The sequence below is a fragment of the Bradyrhizobium forestalis genome (assembly GCF_002795245.1).
In the GTDB taxonomy this organism is placed as follows: domain Bacteria; phylum Pseudomonadota; class Alphaproteobacteria; order Rhizobiales; family Xanthobacteraceae; genus Bradyrhizobium; species Bradyrhizobium forestalis.
The window spans coordinates 30,441-53,793 of record NZ_PGVG01000024.1 but is presented as its reverse complement, the minus strand read 5'-3'; the positions used below and the strand labels follow the sequence as shown (position 1 = coordinate 53,793).

At 65.2% G+C, this 23,353-nt stretch carries 26 protein-coding genes; 13 read left to right on the top strand and 13 right to left on the bottom strand.

The annotated features are described in order from the left end of the window. Window position 1: 1 nt before the first annotated feature. The 3 genes from CVM73_RS25300 (at window position 2) to CVM73_RS25290 (ending at window position 3,472) form a co-directional block, all read left to right on the top strand. Window positions 2-826 (top strand): nucleoside phosphorylase, encoded by an 825-nt coding sequence (locus tag CVM73_RS25300; protein WP_100234556.1) that lies wholly within the window; start codon window positions 2-4, stop codon window positions 824-826. 76 nt (window positions 827-902) lie between these two features. After that, window positions 903-2,525 (top strand): ABC-F family ATP-binding cassette domain-containing protein, encoded by a 1,623-nt coding sequence (locus CVM73_RS25295; RefSeq protein WP_100234555.1) that lies wholly within the window; start codon window positions 903-905, stop codon window positions 2,523-2,525. Window positions 2,526-2,596: 71 nt separating this feature from the next. Beyond that, entirely contained in the window at window positions 2,597-3,472 is an 876-nt protein-coding gene (locus CVM73_RS25290; protein WP_100234554.1) for an MBL fold metallo-hydrolase, read from the top strand. A gap of 183 nt (window positions 3,473-3,655) precedes the next feature. Here CVM73_RS25290 and CVM73_RS25285 read toward each other — a convergent pair whose 3' ends face one another. Further along, window positions 3,656-3,904, bottom strand: coding sequence for a hypothetical protein (locus CVM73_RS25285; RefSeq protein ID WP_100234553.1), 249 nt, complete (start codon window positions 3,902-3,904; stop codon window positions 3,656-3,658). Window positions 3,905-4,107: 203 nt separating this feature from the next. Between CVM73_RS25285 and CVM73_RS25280 the strand changes: the two genes are divergently transcribed. Then, on the top strand, window positions 4,108-4,572 hold the full coding sequence (locus CVM73_RS25280; protein WP_100234552.1) for a cupin domain-containing protein: 465 nt from the start codon (window positions 4,108-4,110) through the stop codon (window positions 4,570-4,572). On the opposite strand, the gene CVM73_RS25275 is transcribed toward CVM73_RS25280, so the two are convergent. Next, complete coding sequence (locus CVM73_RS25275) at window positions 4,569-5,534, bottom strand: alpha/beta hydrolase (protein ID WP_100234551.1); 966 nt, start codon at window positions 5,532-5,534, stop codon at window positions 4,569-4,571. The genes CVM73_RS25280 and CVM73_RS25275 overlap by 4 nt on opposite strands. Before the next feature lie 118 nt (window positions 5,535-5,652). On the opposite strand from CVM73_RS25275, the gene CVM73_RS25270 reads away from it, so the two are divergent. Both CVM73_RS25270 and CVM73_RS25265 read left to right on the top strand, forming a co-directional pair. Next, window positions 5,653-6,330: a nitroreductase gene (locus tag CVM73_RS25270; protein ID WP_100234550.1), complete on the top strand. Its 678-nt coding sequence runs from the start codon at window positions 5,653-5,655 to the stop codon at window positions 6,328-6,330. A 132-nt stretch (window positions 6,331-6,462) separates the two neighbouring features. After that, entirely contained in the window at window positions 6,463-6,666 is a 204-nt protein-coding gene (locus CVM73_RS25265) for a hypothetical protein (protein ID WP_100234549.1), read from the top strand. A 30-nt stretch (window positions 6,667-6,696) separates the two neighbouring features. Here CVM73_RS25265 and CVM73_RS25260 read toward each other — a convergent pair whose 3' ends face one another. From CVM73_RS25260 to CVM73_RS25250, 3 genes are read right to left on the bottom strand one after another with little or no spacing between them, the layout of a single operon-like run. Next, entirely contained in the window at window positions 6,697-7,818 is a 1,122-nt protein-coding gene (locus CVM73_RS25260; RefSeq protein WP_100234548.1) for an HD-GYP domain-containing protein, read from the bottom strand. Window positions 7,819-7,854: 36 nt separating this feature from the next. Beyond that, window positions 7,855-8,184, bottom strand: a complete 330-nt coding sequence (locus tag CVM73_RS25255) for a PilZ domain-containing protein (RefSeq protein ID WP_100234547.1) — start codon at window positions 8,182-8,184, stop codon at window positions 7,855-7,857. Further along, window positions 8,181-9,287, bottom strand: a complete 1,107-nt coding sequence (locus tag CVM73_RS25250) for a DUF2336 domain-containing protein (RefSeq protein WP_100234546.1) — start codon at window positions 9,285-9,287, stop codon at window positions 8,181-8,183. The genes CVM73_RS25255 and CVM73_RS25250 overlap by 4 nt, the downstream gene beginning before the upstream one ends. Window positions 9,288-9,575: 288 nt before the next feature. On the opposite strand from CVM73_RS25250, the gene CVM73_RS25245 reads away from it, so the two are divergent. Both CVM73_RS25245 and CVM73_RS25240 read left to right on the top strand, forming a co-directional pair. Continuing rightward, complete coding sequence (locus CVM73_RS25245) at window positions 9,576-10,523, top strand: AraC family transcriptional regulator (protein WP_100234545.1); 948 nt, start codon at window positions 9,576-9,578, stop codon at window positions 10,521-10,523. A gap of 50 nt (window positions 10,524-10,573) precedes the next feature. After that, window positions 10,574-11,164 (top strand): NADPH-dependent FMN reductase, encoded by a 591-nt coding sequence (locus tag CVM73_RS25240; protein ID WP_100234544.1) that lies wholly within the window; start codon window positions 10,574-10,576, stop codon window positions 11,162-11,164. Window positions 11,165-11,371: 207 nt separating this feature from the next. Here CVM73_RS25240 and CVM73_RS25235 read toward each other — a convergent pair whose 3' ends face one another. The 3 genes from CVM73_RS25235 to CVM73_RS25225 form a co-directional block, all read right to left on the bottom strand. Next, window positions 11,372-13,453, bottom strand: coding sequence for a methyl-accepting chemotaxis protein (locus CVM73_RS25235; RefSeq protein ID WP_100234543.1), 2,082 nt, complete (start codon window positions 13,451-13,453; stop codon window positions 11,372-11,374). 101 nt (window positions 13,454-13,554) lie between these two features. Continuing rightward, window positions 13,555-14,340 carry a 2-keto-4-pentenoate hydratase gene (locus CVM73_RS25230; protein ID WP_100234542.1) on the bottom strand — a complete coding sequence of 262 codons (786 nt, stop codon included), beginning with the start codon at window positions 14,338-14,340 and terminating at the stop codon, window positions 13,555-13,557. A gap of 15 nt (window positions 14,341-14,355) precedes the next feature. Beyond that, a complete protein-coding gene (locus tag CVM73_RS25225) occupies window positions 14,356-14,943 on the bottom strand; it encodes a TetR/AcrR family transcriptional regulator (RefSeq protein WP_245452425.1) in 588 nt (195 codons plus the stop codon). 125 nt (window positions 14,944-15,068) lie between these two features. Between CVM73_RS25225 and CVM73_RS25220 the strand changes: the two genes are divergently transcribed. Both CVM73_RS25220 and CVM73_RS25215 read left to right on the top strand, forming a co-directional pair. Next, complete coding sequence (locus tag CVM73_RS25220) at window positions 15,069-15,551, top strand: tautomerase family protein (protein ID WP_100234540.1); 483 nt, start codon at window positions 15,069-15,071, stop codon at window positions 15,549-15,551. A gap of 36 nt (window positions 15,552-15,587) precedes the next feature. Then, window positions 15,588-16,364 carry a crotonase/enoyl-CoA hydratase family protein gene (locus tag CVM73_RS25215; RefSeq protein ID WP_100234539.1) on the top strand — a complete coding sequence of 259 codons (777 nt, stop codon included), beginning with the start codon at window positions 15,588-15,590 and terminating at the stop codon, window positions 16,362-16,364. Between the two features lie 3 nt (window positions 16,365-16,367). Here CVM73_RS25215 and CVM73_RS25210 read toward each other — a convergent pair whose 3' ends face one another. Further along, window positions 16,368-16,805 (bottom strand): DUF1810 domain-containing protein, encoded by a 438-nt coding sequence (locus CVM73_RS25210; RefSeq protein WP_100234538.1) that lies wholly within the window; start codon window positions 16,803-16,805, stop codon window positions 16,368-16,370. 201 nt (window positions 16,806-17,006) lie between these two features. Here CVM73_RS25210 and CVM73_RS25205 point away from each other — a divergent pair, with 201 nt between their 5' ends. From CVM73_RS25205 to CVM73_RS25195, 3 genes are all read left to right on the top strand, one after another. Continuing rightward, window positions 17,007-17,960: a DUF2778 domain-containing protein gene (locus CVM73_RS25205; RefSeq protein WP_100234608.1), complete on the top strand. Its 954-nt coding sequence runs from the start codon at window positions 17,007-17,009 to the stop codon at window positions 17,958-17,960. Window positions 17,961-18,029: 69 nt separating this feature from the next. After that, a complete protein-coding gene (locus CVM73_RS25200) occupies window positions 18,030-18,287 on the top strand; it encodes a hypothetical protein (RefSeq protein WP_027572180.1) in 258 nt (85 codons plus the stop codon). Between the two features lie 121 nt (window positions 18,288-18,408). Continuing rightward, the gene (locus CVM73_RS25195) at window positions 18,409-19,500 is read left to right on the top strand and encodes a TRAP transporter substrate-binding protein (protein ID WP_100234537.1); all 1,092 of its coding nucleotides are present in this window, start codon (window positions 18,409-18,411) and stop codon (window positions 19,498-19,500) included. Window positions 19,501-19,648: 148 nt separating this feature from the next. On the opposite strand, the gene CVM73_RS25190 is transcribed toward CVM73_RS25195, so the two are convergent. Genes CVM73_RS25190 through CVM73_RS25175 form a run of 4 tightly spaced genes read right to left on the bottom strand, consistent with a single transcriptional unit; the run spans window position 19,649 to window position 23,326 of the window. Further along, the gene (locus tag CVM73_RS25190; protein WP_100234536.1) at window positions 19,649-20,431 is read right to left on the bottom strand and encodes an ABC transporter ATP-binding protein; all 783 of its coding nucleotides are present in this window, start codon (window positions 20,429-20,431) and stop codon (window positions 19,649-19,651) included. Beyond that, window positions 20,419-21,474, bottom strand: coding sequence for a dihydrodipicolinate synthase family protein (locus CVM73_RS25185; RefSeq protein ID WP_100234535.1), 1,056 nt, complete (start codon window positions 21,472-21,474; stop codon window positions 20,419-20,421). Before CVM73_RS25185 ends, CVM73_RS25190 begins: the two co-directional genes overlap by 13 nt. 6 nt (window positions 21,475-21,480) lie before the next feature. Continuing rightward, window positions 21,481-22,302 (bottom strand): GNAT family N-acetyltransferase, encoded by an 822-nt coding sequence (locus CVM73_RS25180; protein WP_100234534.1) that lies wholly within the window; start codon window positions 22,300-22,302, stop codon window positions 21,481-21,483. Then, the gene (locus CVM73_RS25175; RefSeq protein WP_100234533.1) at window positions 22,289-23,326 is read right to left on the bottom strand and encodes an NAD-dependent epimerase/dehydratase family protein; all 1,038 of its coding nucleotides are present in this window, start codon (window positions 23,324-23,326) and stop codon (window positions 22,289-22,291) included. Before CVM73_RS25175 ends, CVM73_RS25180 begins: the two co-directional genes overlap by 14 nt. Window positions 23,327-23,353: the final 27 nt, after the last annotated feature.

Genomic DNA, 23,353 nt, shown 5'->3' with positions numbered 1-23,353 from the left:
CATGGATGATAAGCCTCGCCGCGCAGAATCCGCGTGGCCGATTCTCGGCGTCAAGGACCACAAAGCTGCCTCCGTGTTCCGGCCCGAAGCGCTGCTGAGGGAGGCCCGGCGGCAGAGGCAGTTGCCGCTCGTCGCTGTCCCCGAAATCTGCGTGCTCGATCCGGACGGCGACGTCGTCCGTCACCTCAAGCAGACCGGCGCCGGCCGCGTCCATGAGGGATGGGCCTGCTATCATACTGAGCTTCTCGCCTTCGATCTCGACGGCATCGGCGAGGTCGGCATCGTCGGCTGCGCGGTCGGCGCACCGTTCGCCGTCCTGGTCGCCGAGCAGCTCTTCGTGTCTGGCTGCCGGCTGCTCGTCAGCGTCACGTCCGCCGGACAAATTACCTCAATCGGACCCACGCCATATTTCGTCCTGATTGACCGCGCGCTGCGTGATGAGGGAACGAGTTTTCATTACCTGCCAGGCTCGACCTTCGCAGAAGCGCCTGACGTGTCGCTTCTGGACCGCATTGAGCGGGAGGGCAGATCGCTGCCGGAGAAGTTGCATCGCGGTTCAACCTGGACGACTGATGCTCCCTATCGCGAGACTGAAGCAGCGATCGCGCGTGCGCGCGACCTGGGAACGCTCGCGGTCGAGATGGAAGCCGCCGCTCTTTACGCCTTCAGCGCTGCAAGCGGTCATTCCATCGCCTGTTTCGCGCACGTCACCAATTCAATGGCGCAGACGGAGGGCGATTTTGACAAGGGTGAGGCTGACGGCGCCAAGGCGACGCTTGCTGTCATCGCCGCGGCGGCGCGCGGCTGGCGAAGCTGTGAGCCATGACCGGTCACGCCGGGCTTCCCCTCGCGGCCTGCATGCCCTATGACGCTGCAACGCAAAAATCCTCCCAAAAGACCTCATGATCCGCCTCGACAACGTCAGCAAGCAAGCCGGCCACCAGATCCTGTTCATCGAAGCTTCCGCCGCCCTCAACAAGGGCGAGAAGATCGGGCTTGTCGGTCCGAACGGCGCCGGCAAGACCACATTGTTCCGGATGATCGCCGGCGAGGAACTGCCCGACGAGGGGCAGGTCTCGACCGATCGCGGCATCACCATCGGCTATTTCAACCAGGACGTCGGCGAGATGAGCGGCCACAGCGCGGTGGCCGAGGTGATGAATGGCGCCGGTCCCGTCAGCGAGGTCGCGGCCGAGCTGCGCGAGCTCGAGGCTGACATGGCCGATCCTGACAAGGCCGACCAGATGGACGAGATCATCGCGCGCTACGGTGAGGTGCAGCACCGCTTCGAGGAGCTGGACGGCTATGCGCTCGATGGCCGCGCGCGCGAGGCGCTGGCGGGGCTTGGCTTCAGCCAGGAGATGATGGACGGCGACGTCGGCAAGCTCTCCGGCGGCTGGAAGATGCGCGTGGCGCTGGCGCGGATTCTCTTGATGCGACCCGACGTCATGCTGCTCGACGAGCCGAGCAACCATCTCGATCTGGAAAGCCTGATCTGGCTGGAGAAATTCCTGCACGATTACGAGGGCACGCTGCTGATGACCTCGCATGACCGCGAGTTCATCAACCGCGTGATCTCCAAGGTAGTCGAGATCGATTCCGGCTCGCTCACCACCTACACCGGCAATTACGAATTCTACGAGCAGCAGCGGGCGCAGAACGAGAAGCAGCAGCAGGCGCAGTTCGAGCGCCAGCAGGCCATGCTCGCCAAGGAGATCAAGTTCATCGAGCGCTTCAAGGCGCGCGCCTCTCACGCGGCGCAGGTGCAGAGCCGGGTGAAGAAGCTCGACAAGATCGAGCGGGTCGAGCCGCCGCGCCGCCGCCAGAGCGTTGTGTTTGACTTCCCACCGGCGCCGCGCTCGGGCGAGGACGTCGTCGCACTGAAGAACGTGCACAAGGGCTACGGCTCAAAGCGCATCTATGACGGGCTCGACTTCATGATCCGCCGTCGGGAGCGCTGGTGCGTGATGGGCATCAACGGCGCCGGCAAATCGACGCTGCTCAAGCTCGTCGCCGGTGCGAGCGAGCCCGACGAGGGCACGGTGGCGCTCGGGGGCAGCGTCAAGATGGGCTATTTCGCCCAACACGCGATGGATCTGCTCGACGGCGAGCGCACCGTGTTCCAGTCGCTGGAGGACGCGTTTCCGACCGCGGGGCAGGGGTCTTTGCGCGCGCTCGCCGGCTGCTTCGGTTTCTCCGGCGACGACGTCGAGAAGCGCTGCCGGGTGCTGTCGGGCGGCGAGAAGGCGCGGCTCGTGATGGCCAAGATGCTGTTCGATCCGCCGAACTTTTTGGTGCTGGACGAGCCGACCAACCATCTCGACCTCGCCACCAAGGAGATGCTGATCACCGCGCTGTCGGATTTCGAGGGCACCATGCTGTTCGTCTCGCACGACCGGCATTTTCTCAGCGTCCTGTCGAACCGCGTGCTGGAGCTGACGCCCGAGGGCATCCATCAGTACGGCGGCGGCTACACGAAATATGTCGCGCGCACCGGGCAGGAGGCGCCGGGGTTGCGGAGCTAGCATTCCGGTCCATGCCTTGACGGGTTGATGTCTCGCGCTACGCTCCCTCGAAAAAGGGGAGCGAAGCAATCGTGAAGCAACTGCGGATCGGCGATATCACCATCGATGCGGTGATCGAGCGGGAGGGGCCGTGGCGGCGGCCGCAGGATTTCTTCCCGGCTTACGACGAGGGCGTGTTCAAGCGCCATCTGCCGACGATGGAGCCGGAGGTGTTCGACGCCGCGCGCGGCATGATGGTGATCACTTATCAGACCTTCGTCGTGCGCACGCCGCGTTACACCATTCTGGTCGACACCTGCACCGGCGAGGACAAGGGCCATCCGCCGCCGTTCGATTTTCCCGGCAAGGAGCGCTGGCGCAACGAGCTGTTCGCGCTCGGCGTCGGTTTCGAGCAGATCGACTACGTGTTCTGCACCCATCTGCACATCGACCACACCGGCTGGAATACGACGTTGCGCGACGGCCGCTGGGTGCCGACGTTTCCGAACGCGAAATACGTCTTCCACAAGGGCGAGTATGCGGCCTGGGAGGCCGAGCACGCCAAGGGCAGCAACCCGCCCGGCACCGTGTTTCGCGACAATTGCCTGCCGATCGTCGAGGCCGGGCAGGCGCTCCTGGTCGATGACGACTACGCGCTTGACGACACCGTGACGCTGACGCCGACGCCGGGGCATTCGCCCTGCCATTGCTGCGTGAACATATTTTCGAAAGGCCAGCGCGCGGTGGTCGCAGGTGATCTCATGCATCACCAGATCCAGTGCCGCGAGCCGGACTGGTCGGCGCGGCCCGATTGGGATCCGAAGCAGTCGGCGGCGTCGCGGCGGAAGTTCTTCGCCTCCGTTGCGGACACCGACACGCTGATCCTGCCGGTGCATTTTCCGGCGCCGACGGTGGGATGGATCAAGCCGCTGGGCGGCGCGTTCGATTATCGGTTCAGGCGGGGGTGAGGCGTCACCGAGCTCATGGAGTTATCAGTCTTGTGTCCCGGACGCGGTGCGGCACGCAGTGCCGCTCCGCTGAGCCGGGACCCATCTATCGGAGCGCTGTGCAGTTGCATGGGCCCCGGCTCTGCAGCGCATCGCTGAAGTGCGCTGCGCTGCGTCCGGGGCACGAGAGTGCCACAGCGCGCCTTACGCGCTGGTCTCGCACTTCTTCATGAAGCTGTTCTTGGCGGCGCCGGCGAGCGGCTTGCCGTCGGAGCCGACGGCCTTGGGTGCGCAGGCATCCGCCTTGCACTTTTTCAGGAACGAGGTCTTGGCGGCGCCGGCCAGCGGCTTGCCGTCCTTGCCGACGGCTTTGCTCTCGCAGGTTTCTTGCGCAAAGGCCGAGCCCGCTGCAAAGGCGGCAACGATCGCTGCGAGAAGAATCCGCTTCATCATGGGTGTCTCCCTAAACCAGAAATGGCGGGGCGGATTGGAGCCGGGAATCATGGCGCAATCAAGCAGGATCGGCGCCTAGACGTCCGTCTGCTTGCCGATTTTTCGAGCCCGATCGGCAAATGCCCCCCGCCTGTTGCACCGCTCGCTGACCCGGCCGGACAATCCTGCTAATTTCGGGCGGTCGAGATGGAGGGAGTATCGTGATGGACGCCGCGACCCCGAAGGGCGAGAAAGCCGCCGATCGTCATTCTCACTTGGTTCAGCCGCAAAACATGGACTGGCAGAAGACGCGCTTTCCCGGCTGTGAGGCCAAGACGCTGCTGTTCGATCGCCGCACGGGCCTGATGACTGCGTTGATGCGCTTTGCACCGGGATCGGTGCTGCCCGATCACGAGCATGTCGGCATCGAGCAGAGCTGGGTCATCGAAGGCACGCTCGTCGACAAGGAGGGGCCGGCCAAGGGCATCGCCTGCAAGGCCGGCGAATTCATCTGGCGCGAGGCCGGCAGCCGGCATGCCGCCTGGTGCCCGGAGGGCGCCTTGATCCTGGCGATCTTCCAGGTGCCGAACAAGTTCTTTGAAGCCGATGGCCGCGTGGTCGACGCCTCAGGGCAGGATTGGGACGAAACCTGGGGGCACACAGACGCGCAGCGCGCCCGTCGCAGCTAAAGAGCTCCCCGCGCGAGCAACGCCTTGAAGTCGGCCCGCGCGCGCTGCGCTTCGGCGCGCGCGACGTCCGAGGCATCGCCCATGCCGAAATAGCCATGGATCAGGCCGGGGCCCTCGTGGTGCTTGACGCGTACGCCGGCGGCTTCCAGTGCCCGCGCATAGGCGGCGCCTTCGTCGCGCAGGGGATCGAACCAGGCGGTGGTCACGATCGCGGGCGCGACGCCCGCCAGGGAGGCGGCCCGCAGCGGCGAGACGCGCCAGTCGCTCGCGTGAGCGGGATCGGCGAGATAGTGGCCGCAGAACCATTCCATCGTCGCGCGCGTGAGGAAGTAGCCGTCGGCATTCTCGGCGCGCGAGGGATAGCGCGCGTTCTCGCGCGCGTCGGCGTAAGTGCCGCGCACGTCGGTCACGGGATAGACCAAGAGTTGCGCGGCGAGCTTGATGCCGGCATCGCGGCAGGCGATCGCGGTGGTCGCCGCGAGAGTGCCGCCGGCGCTGTCGCCGGCAACGCCGAGGCGTTCCGCATCGCCGCCAAATCCCGCGACGCGGTCGAGGATGTCACGCACCGCGCCGAAGGCGTCCTCGAAGGCGCCGGGAAAGCGCGTCTCGGGCGGGCGGCGATAGTCGACGGAGACGACGACCGCGCCGGTCTCGATCGCGAGGTTGCGCGCCTGGCGGTCGTGGGTTTCGAGGTCGCCCGCGACCCAGCCGCCGCCATGAAAGAACACCACGGTCGGTGCCGGCGTGGTGCCGGCCCGGTAGACCCGTGCGTCGAGCGGGCCGGCGCCGCCTTTCACCTTGATATCCTGCACGCTGTCGACAGGCGGGGGCGGGATGGCGGCGCGCGAGGCAGCCAGTGCGCGCAAGGAATCGCGGGCGCTCTGTGGCGTCATGACCGCGGGATCGCGCATCGGCATGAGCGGAATGATCTGGGCGATGACGGGATCGAGCGGTGCGGCCATGGGATTTCCTCACAGGGTTCTTGGTCTTGCTTGGCCGTTAGCATAGGTTTTGCGCGCCGCATCGGCAACGGCGTCGTGCCCTGATGCAGGCGGATGAACGGGCAGGGAGGTTCATGAAGTGGAATTCGAAACGCTGGTCCAGTCGCGCCGCAGCGTGCGCGGCTTCAGGAACGAGCCGGTGCCGCGCGCGGTGATCGAGGCGATCATCGAGAGCGCCAAGCGGGCGCCGTCGTCGATGAACACCCAGCCCTGGCATGTCCACGTGCTCACAGGTCATCCGCTGGAAGAGGTGCGCCGCCGCAACATGGAGGAGATGGCCGGCGGCGCCAGGGTCAAGCGCGACATCATCAGCCACGGCGAGTACCAGGGCGTGCATCGCACCCGGCAGGTCGACATCGCCAAGAAGCTGTTCGGCGCGATGGGAATTGCGCGCGACGACAAGCCGATGCGGCAGGACTGGGTGCTGCGCGGCTTCCGCCAGTTCGATGCGCCGGTCTCGCTGGTCCTGACCTATGATCGCGTGCTCGATCCCGGCGCGGTCTGCCATTTCGATCTCGGTGCGCTCTGCTACGGCATCGTGCTCGCGGCGTGGGACCGCGGTCTCGGCTCGGTCATCAACGGGCAGGGCATCATGCGCTCCGACATCGTGCGCGAGGTCGCCGGGATTCCGGAGGACGAGGTCATCATGACCTGCGTCGCGATGGGCTATCCCGACGACGGCTTTGCCGCGAACGCGGTTCGCTCGGACCGCGAGCACAACGACGAGTTCGTGCGTTACGTGGGTTTTGCCGATTAGCACGAGCAAGAGGAGATTATTCTCTGCCGGAAATTTTTGGTGCGGTGTCGCGTGCGGCCTCTTGCAATCTCGAAGGTGCGGGAGGAACAATACGCGGACTGAGAGGTTTGTTGCTGGCGCGAGGGAATTGACATGCGGCGGCTGGCTAGCCTGGTTCGGCGGTTCTTCGGTCCGCGACTGCGGCACACGATCGATGATGATCCAAGTCTACCTTTCACCCCTGAAGAATTCGGCCGGCTGATTCGCAGCGGCCGGCACGAGGACATGAAGCTGCTGGCCGAGGGGCTGGCCTGCCGCTCGATCCCGCGCCGCGCCAGCTATCGTGCGACGCATTAGGCCGCGTTCGAGACCGGTCTGCCGCGCGCTTTACCGCGTGAGCGCGACCTGCTTGAACGAGTGGACCAGCGCTTTTTCCAGCTTCCCATTCATCCCGCACAGAACGTTGTAAGCCTCCGCGCGCGGCATGGTGGGCTTGTAGTGCCGATGCTCGATCAGCGCCGCGAAAATGTCCGAGATGGTTAGAATCCGTACGATGTCGCCAATGCTCTCGGCGCAGAGCGCATCGGGATAGCCGCTCCCGTCGAGGTACTCGTGATGATGGCGAACGGCATCGAGTATCTCCGGCGAGATCCCGTCATGGTCCTTGAGAAACTCGTAGCCGGCGGTCGGATGCGTCTCGATCTGCGTGCGTTCCGCGGCATCAAGGCGGCCCGGCTTGTCGAGGATGGCGAGCGGAATCCGCGCCTTGCCGATGTCGTGGAACATGGCAGCCGAGTACAGACGTTCCAGGTCGGCTCTGCCGACGCCGAGGCTCAGTCCGAAGTCGACGGTAATGCCGGTCACGAGCAGGCAATGCTGATAGGTTCCTTCGTGATGGCGCCGCACCGTCATGAGCCACTCCGTCAGGCCATGCTGGGTGATGCGATCGGCGATCTGGCGACCGGCTTCCCTGGTGCCGTCTACGTCAAGTGGTTGGCCCAGGGTCACAGCCGTGAACATCGATGCGACGGCGGTCGCCGCCGCCTCGACGGCGTTGTCCGGTTGCAGTGCGTCGCCTGACGCAGCAGACGATCCGTCGGCCGGATCGGTCAGTGCCGCCAGCAGCTTGGCCCGGCCGACCGTGCTGGGAAGGACCAGCGTCGCCCCGAGCGCGTAGGCTTGCGAAATGCAGACGTGGGAGATGTGCTCGAGCAGGAAGATGCGCTTCCTGGCCTTCGCCAGCTTGCCGGCCCGCTTCTTGATGGCGGCGATATTGTCGACGTCGCGCAACTCCGCGCGGATGACGATGGCGACCGGCGTCTGCGACAGCTTGGAATCGGCGTCGAGTCGTTCGCCCGCAACGGTGAACTTTTCCTCGAGGATCGAGCAGACGCCTGAGAGCTTGTCGGACGTGTCGGCCAGCACGTGCAGGAAGGGACGAACCGTCCCTTCCTCTCGGATGCCGCCGTCACCATTGACGTGGCCGGATCTGGTTCGCTCGTGCTGCACGGCCTGACTCAAAACAGTGGGGTGGAACGTTCGAATCTACTTGCTCTGAACCGGGTTCTGCGCAGGCGCTGGTGCGCATTCCGGTTTCTTCTTGCCGCCAACGGTAATGAAATGGATGCCAGCCGTGGTGCCGTCGATCCAGACCAGTTCGCAGCGCCGGTAGGCGAGGCCGGTCGACGACAGCAGCATGAAGAACTCCTTGGCCCGGAGCACGTCGAGCGTGCCCTCGACCTCGATCTTGGCGCCGGTCTGCGACACGTCCAGCAGGACGCAGCTGCGTCGCCAGGTGCCGTCCGAACCCATGAGATTGACCGACCGCCTGTGGTCCATTTTCACGCGAAAGGCTTTGCGACCGCTGAATTTCATCGGCTAACCCCCATCCTTACGCCGCCATTTTCCCGACTGCTCTCCTTGGCGTTTGCGGCAATTTCCCCCCAACGCACCGTCCACTGGCTGGTCGACAGAAGCAGCGTCTCGAAAATGTGCTGCGCGCGTTCGCGCTCGGTGAAGGAAAGCCTTGTGCCGCAGCGGTTGCTCAGGATGGCAAACGTGGTCTGCCAGTTCAGCCGCGAGGCACGGCAGGCCATGACCAGGCCCTCGCAATCGTCGTCGGTCATCACATGCTCGATGATCTCGATGGGAGCCCCCGAAAGCACCGATAGCGCCGTAACGAGGTTGGCGGTCTCGCCGCGGATGGCGAAGCGGTTTACCGTGGAATCGTTGAGCTTGCCGACGCGGTTGAGCGCGACGATCTCCGGCCGCGCGCCTGCATAGTCGGCCGAGCAGGGCAGCTTGGGGGCGATCGGCGCGACCGTTGCGGCTTGAAGCGAGACGGTGGCCTTCCCCATGCCGGATTTCGGCGCTGCCGAGGCCGACAGGAGCTCCCGCATGACTGCGTCGGGCGTGTTCGGCCTGAGCGCCAGCGCCTTCGTGAGTTCACCATCCGTCAGGCACCTCTCAACGAGCGCAACGTAAGCGGCATCAGAGAAGCGCGCCTCTGTATTGCCGATCAGCGCAATACAGACGCTGCGGGCGCCGCCCTTGATCAGTGTCTCGATCACCAGCGGATCGATGGGCGCGCGGGCGGCGATCGCACATTGCTGCCGTTCGCCGGTCGCGGCCGCGATCGACTTGAGATCGGCCGCGGACAGTGACTGCGATCTGAGCAAGACAGGGCACGCCACCTCCGGATCGTGGTGCGAGGCGAGGCGTCGCACGGTCTTCGGCGGAGCCGCCTTGAGCTCCGCGATGGTCGTGCTGAGATCGATCAGCGCACTGGCCTCAACCCGCTCCGTCAATCGCAGCAGAACGCCGTCGGCGACATTGGCGAGCAATTCCTGAGGCCGGCCGCGGCTGCTGGTGAGCAGCTGCAAGATCCCGGAGAGGATGCGAGTGCAGCGGTCCAGCGGACACGTTGCGACTGCGTCTTCCAACTCGACAAGAATGTCCGCAGGCGGATTTGCCATCATGGCAGGAGCCTGAATTGAAAAATTTGACTGTACAACGTCTATTATTGCGCCTTAAATCCGTTAATTTTTAATTTTGAAAAATAAATGCTGGGGTATTAATGCACCGCCAAATTTCGGGAAATGCTATCGAAATTTGGCGAGACATGACGTCCCAGCGTGTTTTTTCAATTGAACCCATCTTCAATTGACCAGGACAAGCTTGATTGTTTCGGTGCAACGGAAAACTACGGGGGGAAGCGGCACGCTGCCGGACGCACGTCAAACACGACGCTGCGTTTTCTTATTGCCATGAACAGCATTGGTGATGTGCCCGGGGTGGCACTCAAGACATTTCGTTTTTCAGATGCCGACGAATTTCGAAGCGCGATACGCGGGCTGAATTTCGAATTCACGCCTTTCGTACGGAAGATTTCGGCCGAGCAGACGATCCTGTCGTTACCCGGCTGCGACGTGAATTTGACGCACGCGTTTCCGCGCGTGGTTGATGCACAGCTCGCCGAGAATTGCACGGCGATCGGCTTCACGATGGACGACCTCAACGTACCAATTCGTTTCAACGGCTCGCAACGTGCGCGACCGGTCGTGGTCATCGGCAGCGGCGGCGCGGCCTACACCACCATTGAGGAGGTGCAGAGGCAAATCGCCTCGGTGGTTTTCAGGCCGGAGGTACGGGATCGTGGCTGGCCGCACACGCTCACGAGCTTCAAGATTTTTGAAATCTCCGCGGCCGGCTTGCACCGGCTGCGCAGCGTGGTTCGCGAGGTGCTGGCGGAGGCGTCCGGCGCGGTCGAGGCACCGGAGCTTTTATTGAAGGGTGCGGCGATGAAGGAGTCCCTGCTCGGAGCCGTCGACGAGGCCTTCGAAAGCGTCGTTTCGGCCCGCTGGACCCTGGGCCCCAACGACGGACGGAATTTCAGGATGTTCCAGGAAATCCGCGCGCTGCTCTCTGACGACCTGTCGCAGCCGATTTACAGCGACGAGATCGCGCGCAGGCTCGGCCTGTCGGTTCGCACCATGCACGACGTCGTCCGCCGCTATCGCGGCATGAGCCTGCATCGCTACTTGCGTCTGCGCCGGCTGTGGCTGGTGCGCCGGCGGCTTCTTGCCGGGGCCGACAGCATCAAGGCGGTCGCGCTGGCGTTCGGTTTCTGGCATCTCAGCGATTTCGCCAGAAGCTACCGCGACCAGTTCGGCGAGACGCCGTCGCAAACGCTGGACCGCGGTCGTGGACGATAGTGCGACAAATCGAGTAGGGCCTGTCGCCGGTTTCGTGCTACCGTTCGGCCATGAGCAATCGCATTCTCGTCCTCTACGGTTCCTACCGTTCCGACCGCATGGGCATCCGCCTTGCGAATTTCGTCATCAATCGGCTGCGGGGCCGCGGCGAGGAGGTCGAATTCATCGACGCCAAGGCGATCGGCCTGCCGATGCTCGACCGCATGTACAAGGAATACCCTAAGGGCTCGGCGCCCGCTGAGCTGGAGAAGCTGGCCGGGCAGATCCGCGACGCCGACGGATTCGTCTTCGTCACCGGCGAGTACAATTGGGGCATCCAGCCCGGCCTGAAGAACCTCACCGACCACTTCCTCGAAGAGTGGTTCTGGCGTCCGGCCGCGATCGTGAGCTATTCGGCCGGCCGGCTGTCTGGCGCGCGCGCCGCGACGGCCTGGCACGGCACGTTGTCGGAGATGGGCATGGTGGTGGTGTCGAGCACCATCGGTGTCGGTCCGATCGCGCAGACATTGTCGGCCGACGGCGAGCCGATCGGCGACGGAGGCAAGGCCCTGGAGCGCTCGTTCCCGCGATTCGCCGAGGATCTCACGTGGTGGATCGAGGCGGCAAAGGCGCAGCGGGCGCGCAAGGCGCCGCCTTATTGAGCGGGCGGTGCATCACCTCTCCCCAGCGGGGAGAGGTCGGATTGCGAAGCAATCCGGGTGAGGGGCCGCGGCGTCCCGCGAGACCTTAGCCCCTCACCCGGATCGCATCTTACGATGCGCTCCGACCTCTCCCTACGCTCCGACCTCTCCCTACGGGAGAGTGCACGAACTCCGCGGCGGATATTTCGGTCATTTCGCGAGCCGCTCTTACGCCGCCCTGACCTCGCCGAGGAAGCGGTCGAACTGTCCGGCGAGATCGCGCGACTGCGTCGAGAGCTGCTCGGCGGCGCCCAGCACCTCTCTCGCGGCGGCTCCCGTGTCATCGGCGGCGCGCTGCACGCCGGAGATGTTGCTGTTGACCTCCTGGGTGCCGCGGGCGGCCTCCTGGACGCTGCGGGCGATCTCCTTGGTGGCCGAGCCCTGCTCCTCGATCGCCGCGGCGATTGCTGTGCCGATCTGGTCGATCTCGGCGATGACGTCGGCGACGTTGCGGATCGCGGCCACGGTCTCGTCGCTCGCGGTCTGGATCGCCGTGATCTGCTCGGATATCTCCGTGGTGGCCTTGGCGGTCTGGCCGGCCAGCGACTTCACTTCGGAGGCAACTACGGCGAAGCCGCGGCCGGCATCGCCGGCACGGGCGGCCTCGATGGTCGCGTTCAGCGCGAGCAGGTTGGTCTGCTCGGCGATGCTCTGGATCAGCGTGACGACGTCGCCGATCTTCTGCGCGCCCTCGGCGAGGGCACGGGCGGTATCGCCGGTGCGGCGGGCGTTGTCGACGGCGCGGGCGGCGATCTCGGTGCTTTGGGCGACCTGACGGCCGATCTCCGCGATCGAGGAGGTCAGCTCTTCGGTGGCGCTGGCGACGGTCTGCACGTTGGTCGAGGTCTGTTCGGAGGCGGCGGCGACGACTGCGGCCTGGCTGTTGGTCTGGGCCGCCGTCGAGGTCATCGACTGCGCCGTGCTTTCCATCGTGGAGGAGGCGCGGGACAGGCCGCCGACCAGCTCGGTGACCTTGGCCTCGAAGGCGCGGGTGAGGTCGTCGAGCGCTTGTGCGCGGCGCATCTTGCCGTCGTTCTCGGCCTGCTTCTCGGCGGCGAGCCGGTCGGCCCGGATCATGTTGTCCTTGAACACCTGAACCGCCGCGGCCATCGCGCCGATCTCGTCGGAACGCTCGGCGCCGGGAATGCTTTCCGCGACCTCGCCGTCGGCGAGCCGTGACATCCGCGTCGTCAGGGTCACGATCGGCGCGCAGACGCGGCGGCGAACCATCACGATGAGGCCGGCGCTCGCGATCAGCACGGCGAGAAGGCCGCCGAGTGCGATCGTGAAGCTGGTACGTGCGGCCGAGGAAGCCCCGGCGAGGATCTGCTCGGCATTGTCGTAGAAGGCGTCGCGGACCTCGATGATGGTGCCGAGGCCCCGCTGCGTGGCGGCGTAATAGGTGTCCATGTCGTGCTCGTACTTGCCGGTGACAGCGCCGTCTTTCACCAGCTTGAGCTCGCGGCCAAACTCCTCGACATAGATCGAATTGAACTTCTCCAGCGCCGCGGCGACGTTGGCCGGCGTCGCCGGATTGCCGCGTAATTCCAGCAACGCCATCACGAGCTGATCGTTGCGACCCTGCGAGCGGCCGATGTCGGCCTTCTCGGCGTCGGTCGCCGGTTTCTTTCCGCCGACGAGATTCTTGTGCAGGCTGGAGTTGAAGCCGCCGACGTCGCGCAATGTCATGGCGGTGTTGGCGTAGCTCGCCTGCCGGTAGGCGTCGCCGTTGAGGATCGCCATGCGGCGGACCTGCTCGTTGAGCAGCGCGGTCACGCCGCCGTTGAGCACGGCGTTGTCGGCAACGATCTTCTTGGCGGCATCCTTGCGCGCCTCCGCCGGCCCTGCCAGCGCCTTGTCGATCGCCTCGCGCAGCGCGGTGAACTTCGCATTGATGCCGTCGATGTTGCTGCCGATGGTGGTGCCGTCGTCGAACGGGCCGGGCAGCTCCTTGCGCAGCGCGTTCATCTTGTCGCGGGCGCCGTCGGTCTGCTTGCGCAGCTTGTCCTGCCCGGTAAGCAGCGCGGGATCGATGGTCGCAGGCCCGTAGAGGATGTTGGTGGAAAAGCCGCGTTCGGGATTGAGGTAGCGCGGGATGTCGCTGACGGCGCGGACGATCGCGAGCCGGCCTTGCGCCTCGGAGATGCGCTCCATCGTCTGGTACTTCGTCACGGCGACGTAAACGGCGAGGCCACCGCCCACTGTCGAGAGCGAGACGATGGCGCTGGTCAGGAGCGTACCGATTTTCATGATCTGTCCGGCAAATTGGCGCGGGGAGAAATATTTTGCTCGGAAGATAGGCAGGCGATGTTAATCCCGGGTTTACGCTGGTGGCCGCGATTGCCGCGCCTTTAGGCGTAGGTCGCGCTGACAGTTCCCAGAGGACCGAAATCGGCGACGTAAGTCTCGCCCGCCTTCGGCCGGAGCATGCCGGTGAGGGTGCCCGTGCTGATGGTCTGGCCGGCCTTGAGGCCGATGCCGGTTCGCGACAGCTCGTTGGCGAGCCAGGCGAGCGGCATCAGGGGATGGTCGATCGCCTCCGCAGCGCTTCCGCGGCGTCGCTCAGTGCCGTTGCAATTGAGAACGACGTCCTGATTGGCGATGTCGCGGTTGCGCCAGTCGGCGATGGGCTCTCCAAGAACGATCGTTCCCGATCCGGAGCCGTCGGCCATGATCGCGGGCATCGGCGGAAATGCCGCGTCGTGAATGAAGCGACATTCGGCGAGCTCGATGCCGGGATGCAGCGAAGCAACGGCATCGCCGACATCGTCCACCGTATAGGGCTTTGCGCGCGGCGGCAGGTCGGCACCGAGACGCGCCTGGTACTCGATTTCCGGAATCGGGCTGCATTGTCGGGCGTGCTCGACCTTCGCGGGCGAAGCCATGATCAGCGGCGCGAACACCCGCCCGTAGATCGGCGAGGAGATGCGAAGCTGGCGCTGGAGCCCGGACTTCATGCCGGCGATCTTCCAGCCGACGACATCCCAGCCGAGTTCCTCTTCCACCATCTGCGCGATGCGGTAGGCCGCATCGGCGTCCGGCGGCACCAGCCGCTCGTCGAGGCCGCTTTGTTGCCGTCCCTCGCGGCGCAAAGTGGCGAGATGACGGGCGAGTTCGCGTTCTCGTGACAAATCCATCGCTGTGGATCCAATCTATCTGGTTGCTTGGCTGAGAGCGGCGGTCAGCACCATTTCCAGCTCCTGTTGGACATGATCGAGCGGGTCAGCGCTGCGGCTGGCACGGCACATCGCAACCGTCCCTTCGATCGAGGCGACGACGAGCGTTGCCAGTCGCTCGGAGCGTTCCGCAGTCAGTCCTTCGCGCAGCAGGGCGGCGCGCATGATCTGTCGCCAATCGGCGAACACGCCGTCGGCGAGGTCGAGCAGATGCTGCTGCGCAGCCTCGTCGTCCCGGTCGGAGGCTTCGCCGACATAGCGGTCGACGGCGACCGCGAGCACCGGGCAACCGGCTTCGAAGCCGGTGGCTTCCAGCTGGCGGCGCCACGATGCAATGAAAGCCTTGAGGCCACCGATCACGCCACGGTCGTTCATGGCCTTCTCCAGGGGAATGGACACCTGCTTGCCGGCGAAAGTCACGGCTTCGGCGATCAACTGTCGCTTGCCGTCCGGAAAGTGGTGACTGATCGAGCCGCGCGGCGTTGCCGTATGGCGCACGACGTCGCGCATGCTGGTGGCGTTGACGCCGCGCCGGCTCATCAGATCGGCGGCGCCCGCGATCATCTTGTCGCGCGTGGTGGTGGTCATCAGAAGTCCCGCATGTGGCGTCTCATCTAGACTATGACGCTTGACATAGGCAAGAGGCGCTGAAATATGACAATCGTCATAGTCATTGAAAGGGGCGTCCTTTGACCATCATCACCGTGACCGCGCCCGCTGGCCGGCTCGGCCTGGCGCAGCGCCGCCTTCTGGCGGAAAGCCTGACCGACGCTGTGCTCGAGCCGGAAGTCGGCCAGCACGCACTGGCGGCGCGAATGGGGTTCCAGGTTCATTTCCACGACTTGCCGGCGGATTGCATGGCGATCGGCGGGCACCTCCTGTCCGACCAGGACTCCCCTCGCGACATCATGACGATCAACATCGCGGTGATGAATGCGGCCTGGCCGGCGGAGGTGCGGGCCGCGGTCATACGCAACGTGCTCGCCCGGCTCGCGGAGGCCTGCGGCATGCCGGCGCCGTCACCGACCTGGTGGGTCAATTTCGAGATCATTCAGGAGGGAAGCTGGGGATCGCGAGGCGGCGTGCTCTCCATTCTTCAGCTCCTGGACTCCGGCGTGTTCACGCCGGAGCGGATCAGCGCCATTCGCGCTGCGATTCAGCGGCCGGCTTAACTTGCTCCCAATACCGATCCATCCGGAGAGAAGCGCATGAGCGAGGGACACATCCACACCGAAGTGCACGGCCACGTGCTCAAGATCGTCATCGACAATTCCGCAAAGAAGAACGCGTTCACGCCGATGATGATGGAGCAATTGTCCGATGCGTTGACCGAGCTGCACGACAACGAGATCTACCGCGTCGGCGTGATCTGCGCCGAGGGCAGGGATTTCACCGCCGGTCTCGACATGCCGAAATTCTTCGGGCCTTCCGCCGAGAAGCGCAACATCAAGGAGGGCAATGTCGATCCGTGCGGCCTTGCCAAGCGTTGCCGCAAGCCGGTCGTCACAGCCGTGCAGGGCATCGTGTTCACCATTGGCATCGAGCTTATGCTCGCCGGAGACATCGTGGTGGCGGCCTCCGATGCACGCTTCTGCCAAATGGAAGCCAAGCGCGGCATCGCGCCGCTCGGTGGCGCGCATTTCCGCTTTCTGTCGCGCGCGGGTTGGGGCGACGCGATGTACCACCTGTTCCTGTGCGACGAATTCTCCGCGGAGCGCGCTCAGGCGATCGGTCTCGTCCAGGAGGTCGTGCCGCCGGGAGAGCAGGTCGAGCGGGCGATGGCACTCGCTGCCGTCATCGCACGCAACGCGCCGTTCGGCATCCAGGTCACCAAGGAAGCGGCTGCCAAATATGTCGAGAGCGGTGAGGCGGCGGCGATCGCGTACATTCCGAGGATTCGCGACCGCGTGCTCGGCAGCGCGGATGCGAAGGAAGGCATCCAGTCCTTCATCGAGCGGCGCGCGGCCGTCTTCCAAGGGCGCTGATCGCTACGCCTGCCTATCGAGCTTCGCCAGAATCTCCATGGTGGCGCGATCGCGCTCGCCTGCGAAATATCGGGCGAGCGCCTCGCCGAAAACGGGCTCATCGGACACCGCGCCGAACAGCGTCATCGACGAGCGGAATTTCGCGTCGTCCGGCGCGCCGAGGATCGCGTTGATGGTCCGGCCCTCGACCGCGAGCACGAGCCGCGTGCATTCGATCAGGCGCACCCCGAGGACGGGGTGGGCGAGATAGGCCTCGGCCTCTGCGCGGGACCCGATGGCGTAGCGCTGCGACATGGCGCTGAAGCCGAGGCCCGCGACCTGCGGGAAGATGAACCACATCCAGTGAGTCTGCTTCCGGCCCCGGGCCAGCTCGCCCTGGACGTCGCGATAGACCGGGTCCTGGGCCCGGACAAAGCGGTTGAGATCGAAAAGATCGGTCATTGGATACCTTAGGGGGCCTTACCGGACCCTTGCCGGCCGCGATTATGCCTAACTTTTGGCTCCCAATATGGTAGCTGGTATAGAGTCTCCGGGTGGGGGTGGGTTGCCCCCGGGGGTCGATTTGGGGATCTGATGGTTTCCGACGCAGCGCACGCCGAAAGGCTGTTGTCGCGCCGCCGTGTTGGGCGGGCCGAAACGATTCTGCTGTCTCTGGCCGTGATCGCGCTGGCGCTTGGCACCGCCGCGTGGGTCGCGGATATGGGCGGCTCGACTCCGCTGGTCTCCGCCGCCTTGCCCCCGGCCAATTCCCCGTCCTTCAATGACCGTTTCGCGTCGGCCTCCGGCAGCCCGTCGCCCCGCGAGCTCGGCCTGCGGGCGCTGGAGCGCTCCGCCGTGAATGCGGTCCAGCTCAAGCTGCGGGACGCCAAGGCGATGCTCGCCCAGAGGCTCCAGGACGACGACTGGCGCTCGATCCTGACCGAAGACGACCAATCCACGGTCGAGGAGGCGAGGCCCTCGCAACAGCGCGCCGATGTCGTTCCGATGCCGCGCTCGCGCCCGGTCCAGGCGGACTTCTCGGCCCAGATCGCCTCCAGCCAAGCCTATGCGGAGACCACCCCCAGGGTCGATAACCGCAACTTCTTCGAGAAATTCACGGATAAGATCAAGCTGGCCTCGCTGACGCCCGGCGACGGCCTGTTCGGCAAGGCGCCGGATCTTGCCGCCCTCGGCTACGATGCGCGGACCGCGGTCTATGACATCTCGGCCAAGGCGGTGTACTTGCCGAGCGGCGCGACGCTGGAAGCCCATTCCGGCATGGGCGCGCTGATGGACGACCCCGAGCATGTCGACCAGCGCATGGTCGGCGCGACCCCGCCGGCGACCTACGATCTCAAGCCGCGCGAAAAGCTGTTCCACGGCGTGCGGGCGCTGCGCATGACGCCGGCCGAGGGCACCAGCGCGCTCGGCCGCGTCGGTCTGCTCACGCACAACTACATGCTCGGGCCGCGCGGCGATTCCAACGGCTGCGTCTCGATCAAGGACTATGATCGCTTCCTCAAGGCCTACGACAATGGTGAGTTCAACCGCCTGGTCGTGGTGCCGAACCTGCGCGGGGCGGCGACCGCCTCGCAGCGCGCCAGCACCGATTCCTGATATTCGCCCGCGACGGCGGGGGTGCTGCCGTTTCCCCTTCGTTAAGCCGTCCTCCTCCAGAAGCAGCCCATGAGTGATCCATCAAGTTCCGAGACTCCGCTGCGCACGACGTTCAAGATCAAGCTGAACGGTGACACGTTGGCGATCGCGACCGTCGGCCAGGCCTATCAATTCCTCACCAACTTCAAGTCGGTCGAGTGGATGGAATTTCGCTCCCTGCACGAGGACGCCATCGCGGCTCTGGAAGGTGCCGCTGGTAACGCCATGCTGGCGGTGCAGGCGACCAACGCCGTGCGCGCGCTGTTCGTCAGCGCGAAATTGCTTTGACGCGGGCTACAGGCCGTTCTGTCGCATCTTGAACTCTGCTTTAGGAACGGGCAAACGGTCCGCGACGACCGTCGCCGCAAAGCCATATGTTTGAAACTGACTTCACGGGAGATTGCCCATCATGAAACGCCGCACATTCCTTAGGGGTGGCGCAGTCGCCGGCGCAGCCACGCTGGTTGCCGCACCTGCGATCGCGCAGAGCGCGCCCGAGATCAAATGGCGCCTGACCTCGAGCTTCCCGAAGTCGCTCGACACCATCTACGGCACGGCGCAGACGTTTGCGAAGTACGTCGCCGAGGCCACCGACAATAAATTCCAGATCCAGACCTTTGCGGCCGGCGAGATCGTTCCAGGCCTTCAGGCGCTCGATGCCGTCAGCACCGCATCGGTGGAGATGGCGCAGACGCCGCTTTATTTCTACATCGGCAAGGAGCCGGCGCTGGCCTATGCCACCGGCGCACCGTTCGGCATGAACCATCGCCATCAGGAATCCTGGTGGCATTTCGGCGGCGGCGCCGACCTCACCAATGAGGCGCTGAAACCGTTCAAGGCGCACGCCATTCTCTGCGGCAATTCCGGCACCCAGATGGGCGGCTGGTTCCGCAAGGAGATCAAGACCGTCGACGACCTCAAAGGTCTCAAATTCCGCATTGCAGGCATGGGCGGCCACGTGCTGGCAAGGCTCGGCGTCGTTCCGCAGCAGATCGCCGGTGGCGATGTGTATCCGGCCCTTGAGAAGGGCACGATCGATGCCGCCGAGTTCGTCGGCCCCTATGACGACGAGAAGCTCGGTTTCCAGAAGGTCGCCAAGTACTACTACTTCCCTGGCTGGTGGGAAGGCGGCGCCATGCTGCACATGATCGTCAATGACGAGAAATGGGCGTCGCTGCCGAAGCAATATCAGGCGATCGTCAACCAGGCGGGCTCGGCGGCCGGCGCCTGGATGCTCGAAAAGTACGACAGTGTGAATCCGGCGGCGCTCAAGCGCCTGATCGCCAACGGTGCGGAGCTGAAGGCATTCCCGCAGCCGGTGCTGGAGGCCTGCTACAACGCGACCCAGGAGCATCTGAACGAGCTCGCCGCCAAGAGCGACCTATTCAAGCGGACCAAGGACAGCCACGACGCGTATATGAAGGAGCTGTTGTTCTACACGCAGATCGCGGAGAATTTTTACGACAACTATCTGCTCAGCAAGACGCGCAACAGGAGCTGATCGCCACGTCATTCCGGGGCGCGCCTCTTGGCGCGAACCCGGAATCCATCTCACCTCGTGTATTGCCGCCCAATGGATTCTCAGATGCGCAATTGCGCATCGCAGCTCGCGACTTCGTCGCGCCCCGGAATGACGGCGGAGAGGTACCTTACGCCGCGCCTAACCCCAGCTTCGCATAGATCCGCCGTGCATAGGCGCCGAACGCGTCCGTCGTCTTCAGCGGCAGGTCGCGCGGGAAGGGCAGGTCGATCGCGAAATAATCGGCCATCTTCGCAGGTCCCGCCGTCAGCACGGCGCAATGCGAGGACAGGAACACGGCTTCCTGGATCGAATGCGTGACGAAGATGATGGTCTTGCCGCTCTCGCGCCAGATCCGCAGCATCTCCAGATTCATCTGCTCGCGCGTCAACGCATCCAGTGCCCCGAACGGCTCGTCCATCAGGATCAGCTTTGGATCGTGAATGAAGGCGCGCGCGATCGCGGTGCGCTGCTGCATCCCGCCGGACAGCTGCTGAGGATATTTCTGCTCGGAGCCGGCGAGCCCGACGAGGTTGAGCAGGTCGCGCGCCCGCTCGCGCGCGGCCTTCATCGGCAGTCCGACGATCTCGGCCGGCAGCAGCACGTTGTCCAGGATGGTGCGCCATTTCAGCAGCAGCGCCTGCTGGAACACCATGCCGATATCGCGGGTCGGATCGAACGGGCTTCTGGCATTCCCGATTTTTACGGTGCCGCCGTCGGCGCCATGCAGGCCGGCCAGGATCTTCATCACCGTGGTCTTGCCGCAGCCGGACGGGCCGACCAGCGAGACCAGCTCACCCTCCTGCACGTCCATGGTGACGTCGGACACCGCGAGAAACTCGGTGCCGCCGCTGCGATAGGCTTTGCGGACGCCTTGCAGGCTGATGAACGGGTCTGAGCTCATGCCAGCCATTTGCTCAAGTTCGCGGCGACGAAGGCATCGTCGCTGAGGTCGGCGTGCTCGCGCGTGACGCGGTCGATCTCCTCCTTCTGGCCTGGGCTGAGGCCCTCGTTCGGATCCAGACACCACAGGCCCCGCATCAGGCCCTGGCGCCGCAAGACTTCGTGGCAGCCGGCGATGCAGCCGTGAAAATTGTTGGCGACATCGAAGAAGGCGCTGTTGCAATCGGTGACGCGGGCATCGAGCGCGAGCAGGTCCGCGGGCACGGTGTCCTTGTGCCGCGCCGCCTTGCAGCGCTCGAACTGTTTTATGGCGCTGGCGGTCCACACCGACCAATGGCCGAGCAGGCCGCCTTTGAAATAAGTCCGCGTCGTGATGCCCTTGTCGCGGAGATCGAACGGCAGCATCAGGTCGAGCAGGATGTGGTCGTCATTGCCGGTGTACAGCGCGACGCGGTCGAGCGCGTCGGCCGCCGCGACGCCGCGCAGAACATCGAGCGTGCGGTAGCGGTTGAACGGCGCGATCTTGATGGCAATGACATTGTCGATCGCGGCGAAGCGCTGCCAGAACCGGCTCGACAGGATGACGCCGCCGACGGCCGGCTGGAGGTAGAAGCCGACCAGAGGAATCTCGGCGGCCACCGCCGTGCAGTGCGCAATGATCTCGTCCTCGGAGGCGCTTTTCATCGCGGCAAGGCTGAGCAGGCCGGCGTGATAGCCGATGTCGCGCGCGGTGCGGGCTTCGGCGGTTGCCTGGCTGGTCGGGCCGGCAAGGCCTGCGACCATCGCCAGCGGGCGCGTGGTCCAGCTTGCGGCCGTCTCGGCGGCAAGCTCGAGCACGGGGCGGTAGAGGCCGACGTCGCGGATCGCGAACTGGGTCGTGTGGACGCCGACGGCGAGGCCGCCTGCGCCGGCGTCGATGTAGTAGCGCGTCAGCGCGCGCTGATGCGTCTTGTCAAGTTGGCGCTCGGCGGTGAGTGCGAGGGGGTGTGCCGGCAGCACGGTGCCCTCGGCGATCAGTCTGCGGATGTCGCTGTCGATCTGGCTGTGGTGCATGATGTCCTATCCGAATTCGGGGCCGGCGACGGCGAATGGCGTTTCCTCGGCAGCGATGGTGGCGGGGCCGAACCGCATGCGCTGAAACGGCCGCTCGATGGTCCAGCCGGACGTCGTCAATCCCTCCAGAAACGCAGCCTGCGACGCGACGGCGTCGAGCAGGAGCGGGCCGTTTTCGGACTGCGCAATCGCGCGAACCAGGGCCAGCGCTTCGGCGGCATGGTCAGCGAATAACGGGCCGATCTGGCGCGCAGTTCTGCCGTCGCGGATCAGCGCGATGCATCCGCTTGCTGCGACGATGCGTGACCCGGAGCGCCGTGCGAAGGCGGTCAGCAGGGCAGTCCGGTCGAAACCTGTGGCGCGCCGGTCGCGGGCACACAGCGCCCCGAGCGTTGCGGCTGATGGCACCGGCGCGGATGCCTGCGCGGAATTCTCCAGCTTCAGCCGGCGCAGTTGCAGGGTCGGGGTGAACCCGAGCGGCCCGTAGACGGCGGCGCCGTCGGGGGTGGCATCGAGCCAGCTCGTCAGGCCATTCTTGCGCGCCGTTTCCAGGCAGGCATCGACCAGGCGCGTTGCAAGGCCGCGGCGGCGGTGCGTGCCCGATACCAACACCATGCTGATCCAGGCATTGTTGCCGGAATAGGGCAAGAGGGCTGCGGTGGCGACCAGTCGCGCGCCGTCGCGGATGCCGAACACGACACCATCGCGCAGGAAGATGCGCCAGTCCTCTTCGGTCTGGTTCCAATGCGCTTCCGTCGAGAGCGCCAGCCCGGCGATCGCGTCCTGCACGCCGAGCTTGAGGACCGGCGGCCCATCAGTAGCGTCCATCGCGCACCTCGTATTTGGTGGGCTTGCCGAGGCTCGGCATGGCACGGGAAACCCAGTCCGCAGTCCAGGCGATCAGCTGCTCGGTGTCGACCACGGGCAGGCCAAACAGCGCGACCGCTTTCGACGTGTCGGTCAGCCACGCCGTCGGCTCCTCCTTGCCCGTCAGCACCGGCGCGCGGCCGAACCTTGCGCCGAACTTTTGGGCGAGATCGCGCACCGCCAAGATCTCGCGGCCGCTGACATTGATCGGCGCGGTCGGCGTCGTGCAATGGGCGAGGCAGCGCAGCGCCTGGGCCGACGCATCGCCCTGCCAGATGAAGTTGACATGGCCGAGGCTGACGTCGATCGGTGTGCCCGTCAGCACCTTTGTGGCGATATCGTGCAGCACGCCGTAGCGCATGTCGATCGCGTAATTGAGGCGGAACAGCCGGCCCGGCGTGCCGAACTTGCGCGAGAAATATTCGAACATCCGCTCGCGGCCGACGCAGGACTGGGCGTATTCGCCGGGCGGGTTCGGCGCCATGTCCTCGGTCGAGCCCTTGCCGCCGACGGGGACGAACGGATAGATGCAGCCGGTCGAGAACGCCACGATGCGCGAGGACGGGAACGCCTGCGCGACCAGCGCCGGCACATGCGCGTTCATCGCCCAGGTCAGCGACAGATCGCCCTCGGCGCCGAACTTGCGGCCGGCCATGAAGATGATGTTCGGCGCCTTGGGCAGCGCCACAATCGCCTTCTCGTCCATCAGGTCGCAGTTGATGGTCTCGACGCCGCGCGCGTGCAGCCAATCCTTCACGCTCGGGTCGCTGAAGCGCGCGACGCCGATGATGCGGCGATCCGGAACGGCGGCCTTCGCGAGCCCGGCCAGCGTCGGGCCCATCTTGCCCGCGACGCCGAGGATCATGATGTCGCCCTCGACCTTCTTGAGGTCGTCGATCAGCGCCTGCGTCGGCCGGCACAAGAGTTCGTCGAGCGCCGCGATATCAGGGATGGTCTTCGGCAACGTCTGGCGGGTGAGCAGCATGGATTTGTCCCTGGTCCTAGTTCTGCC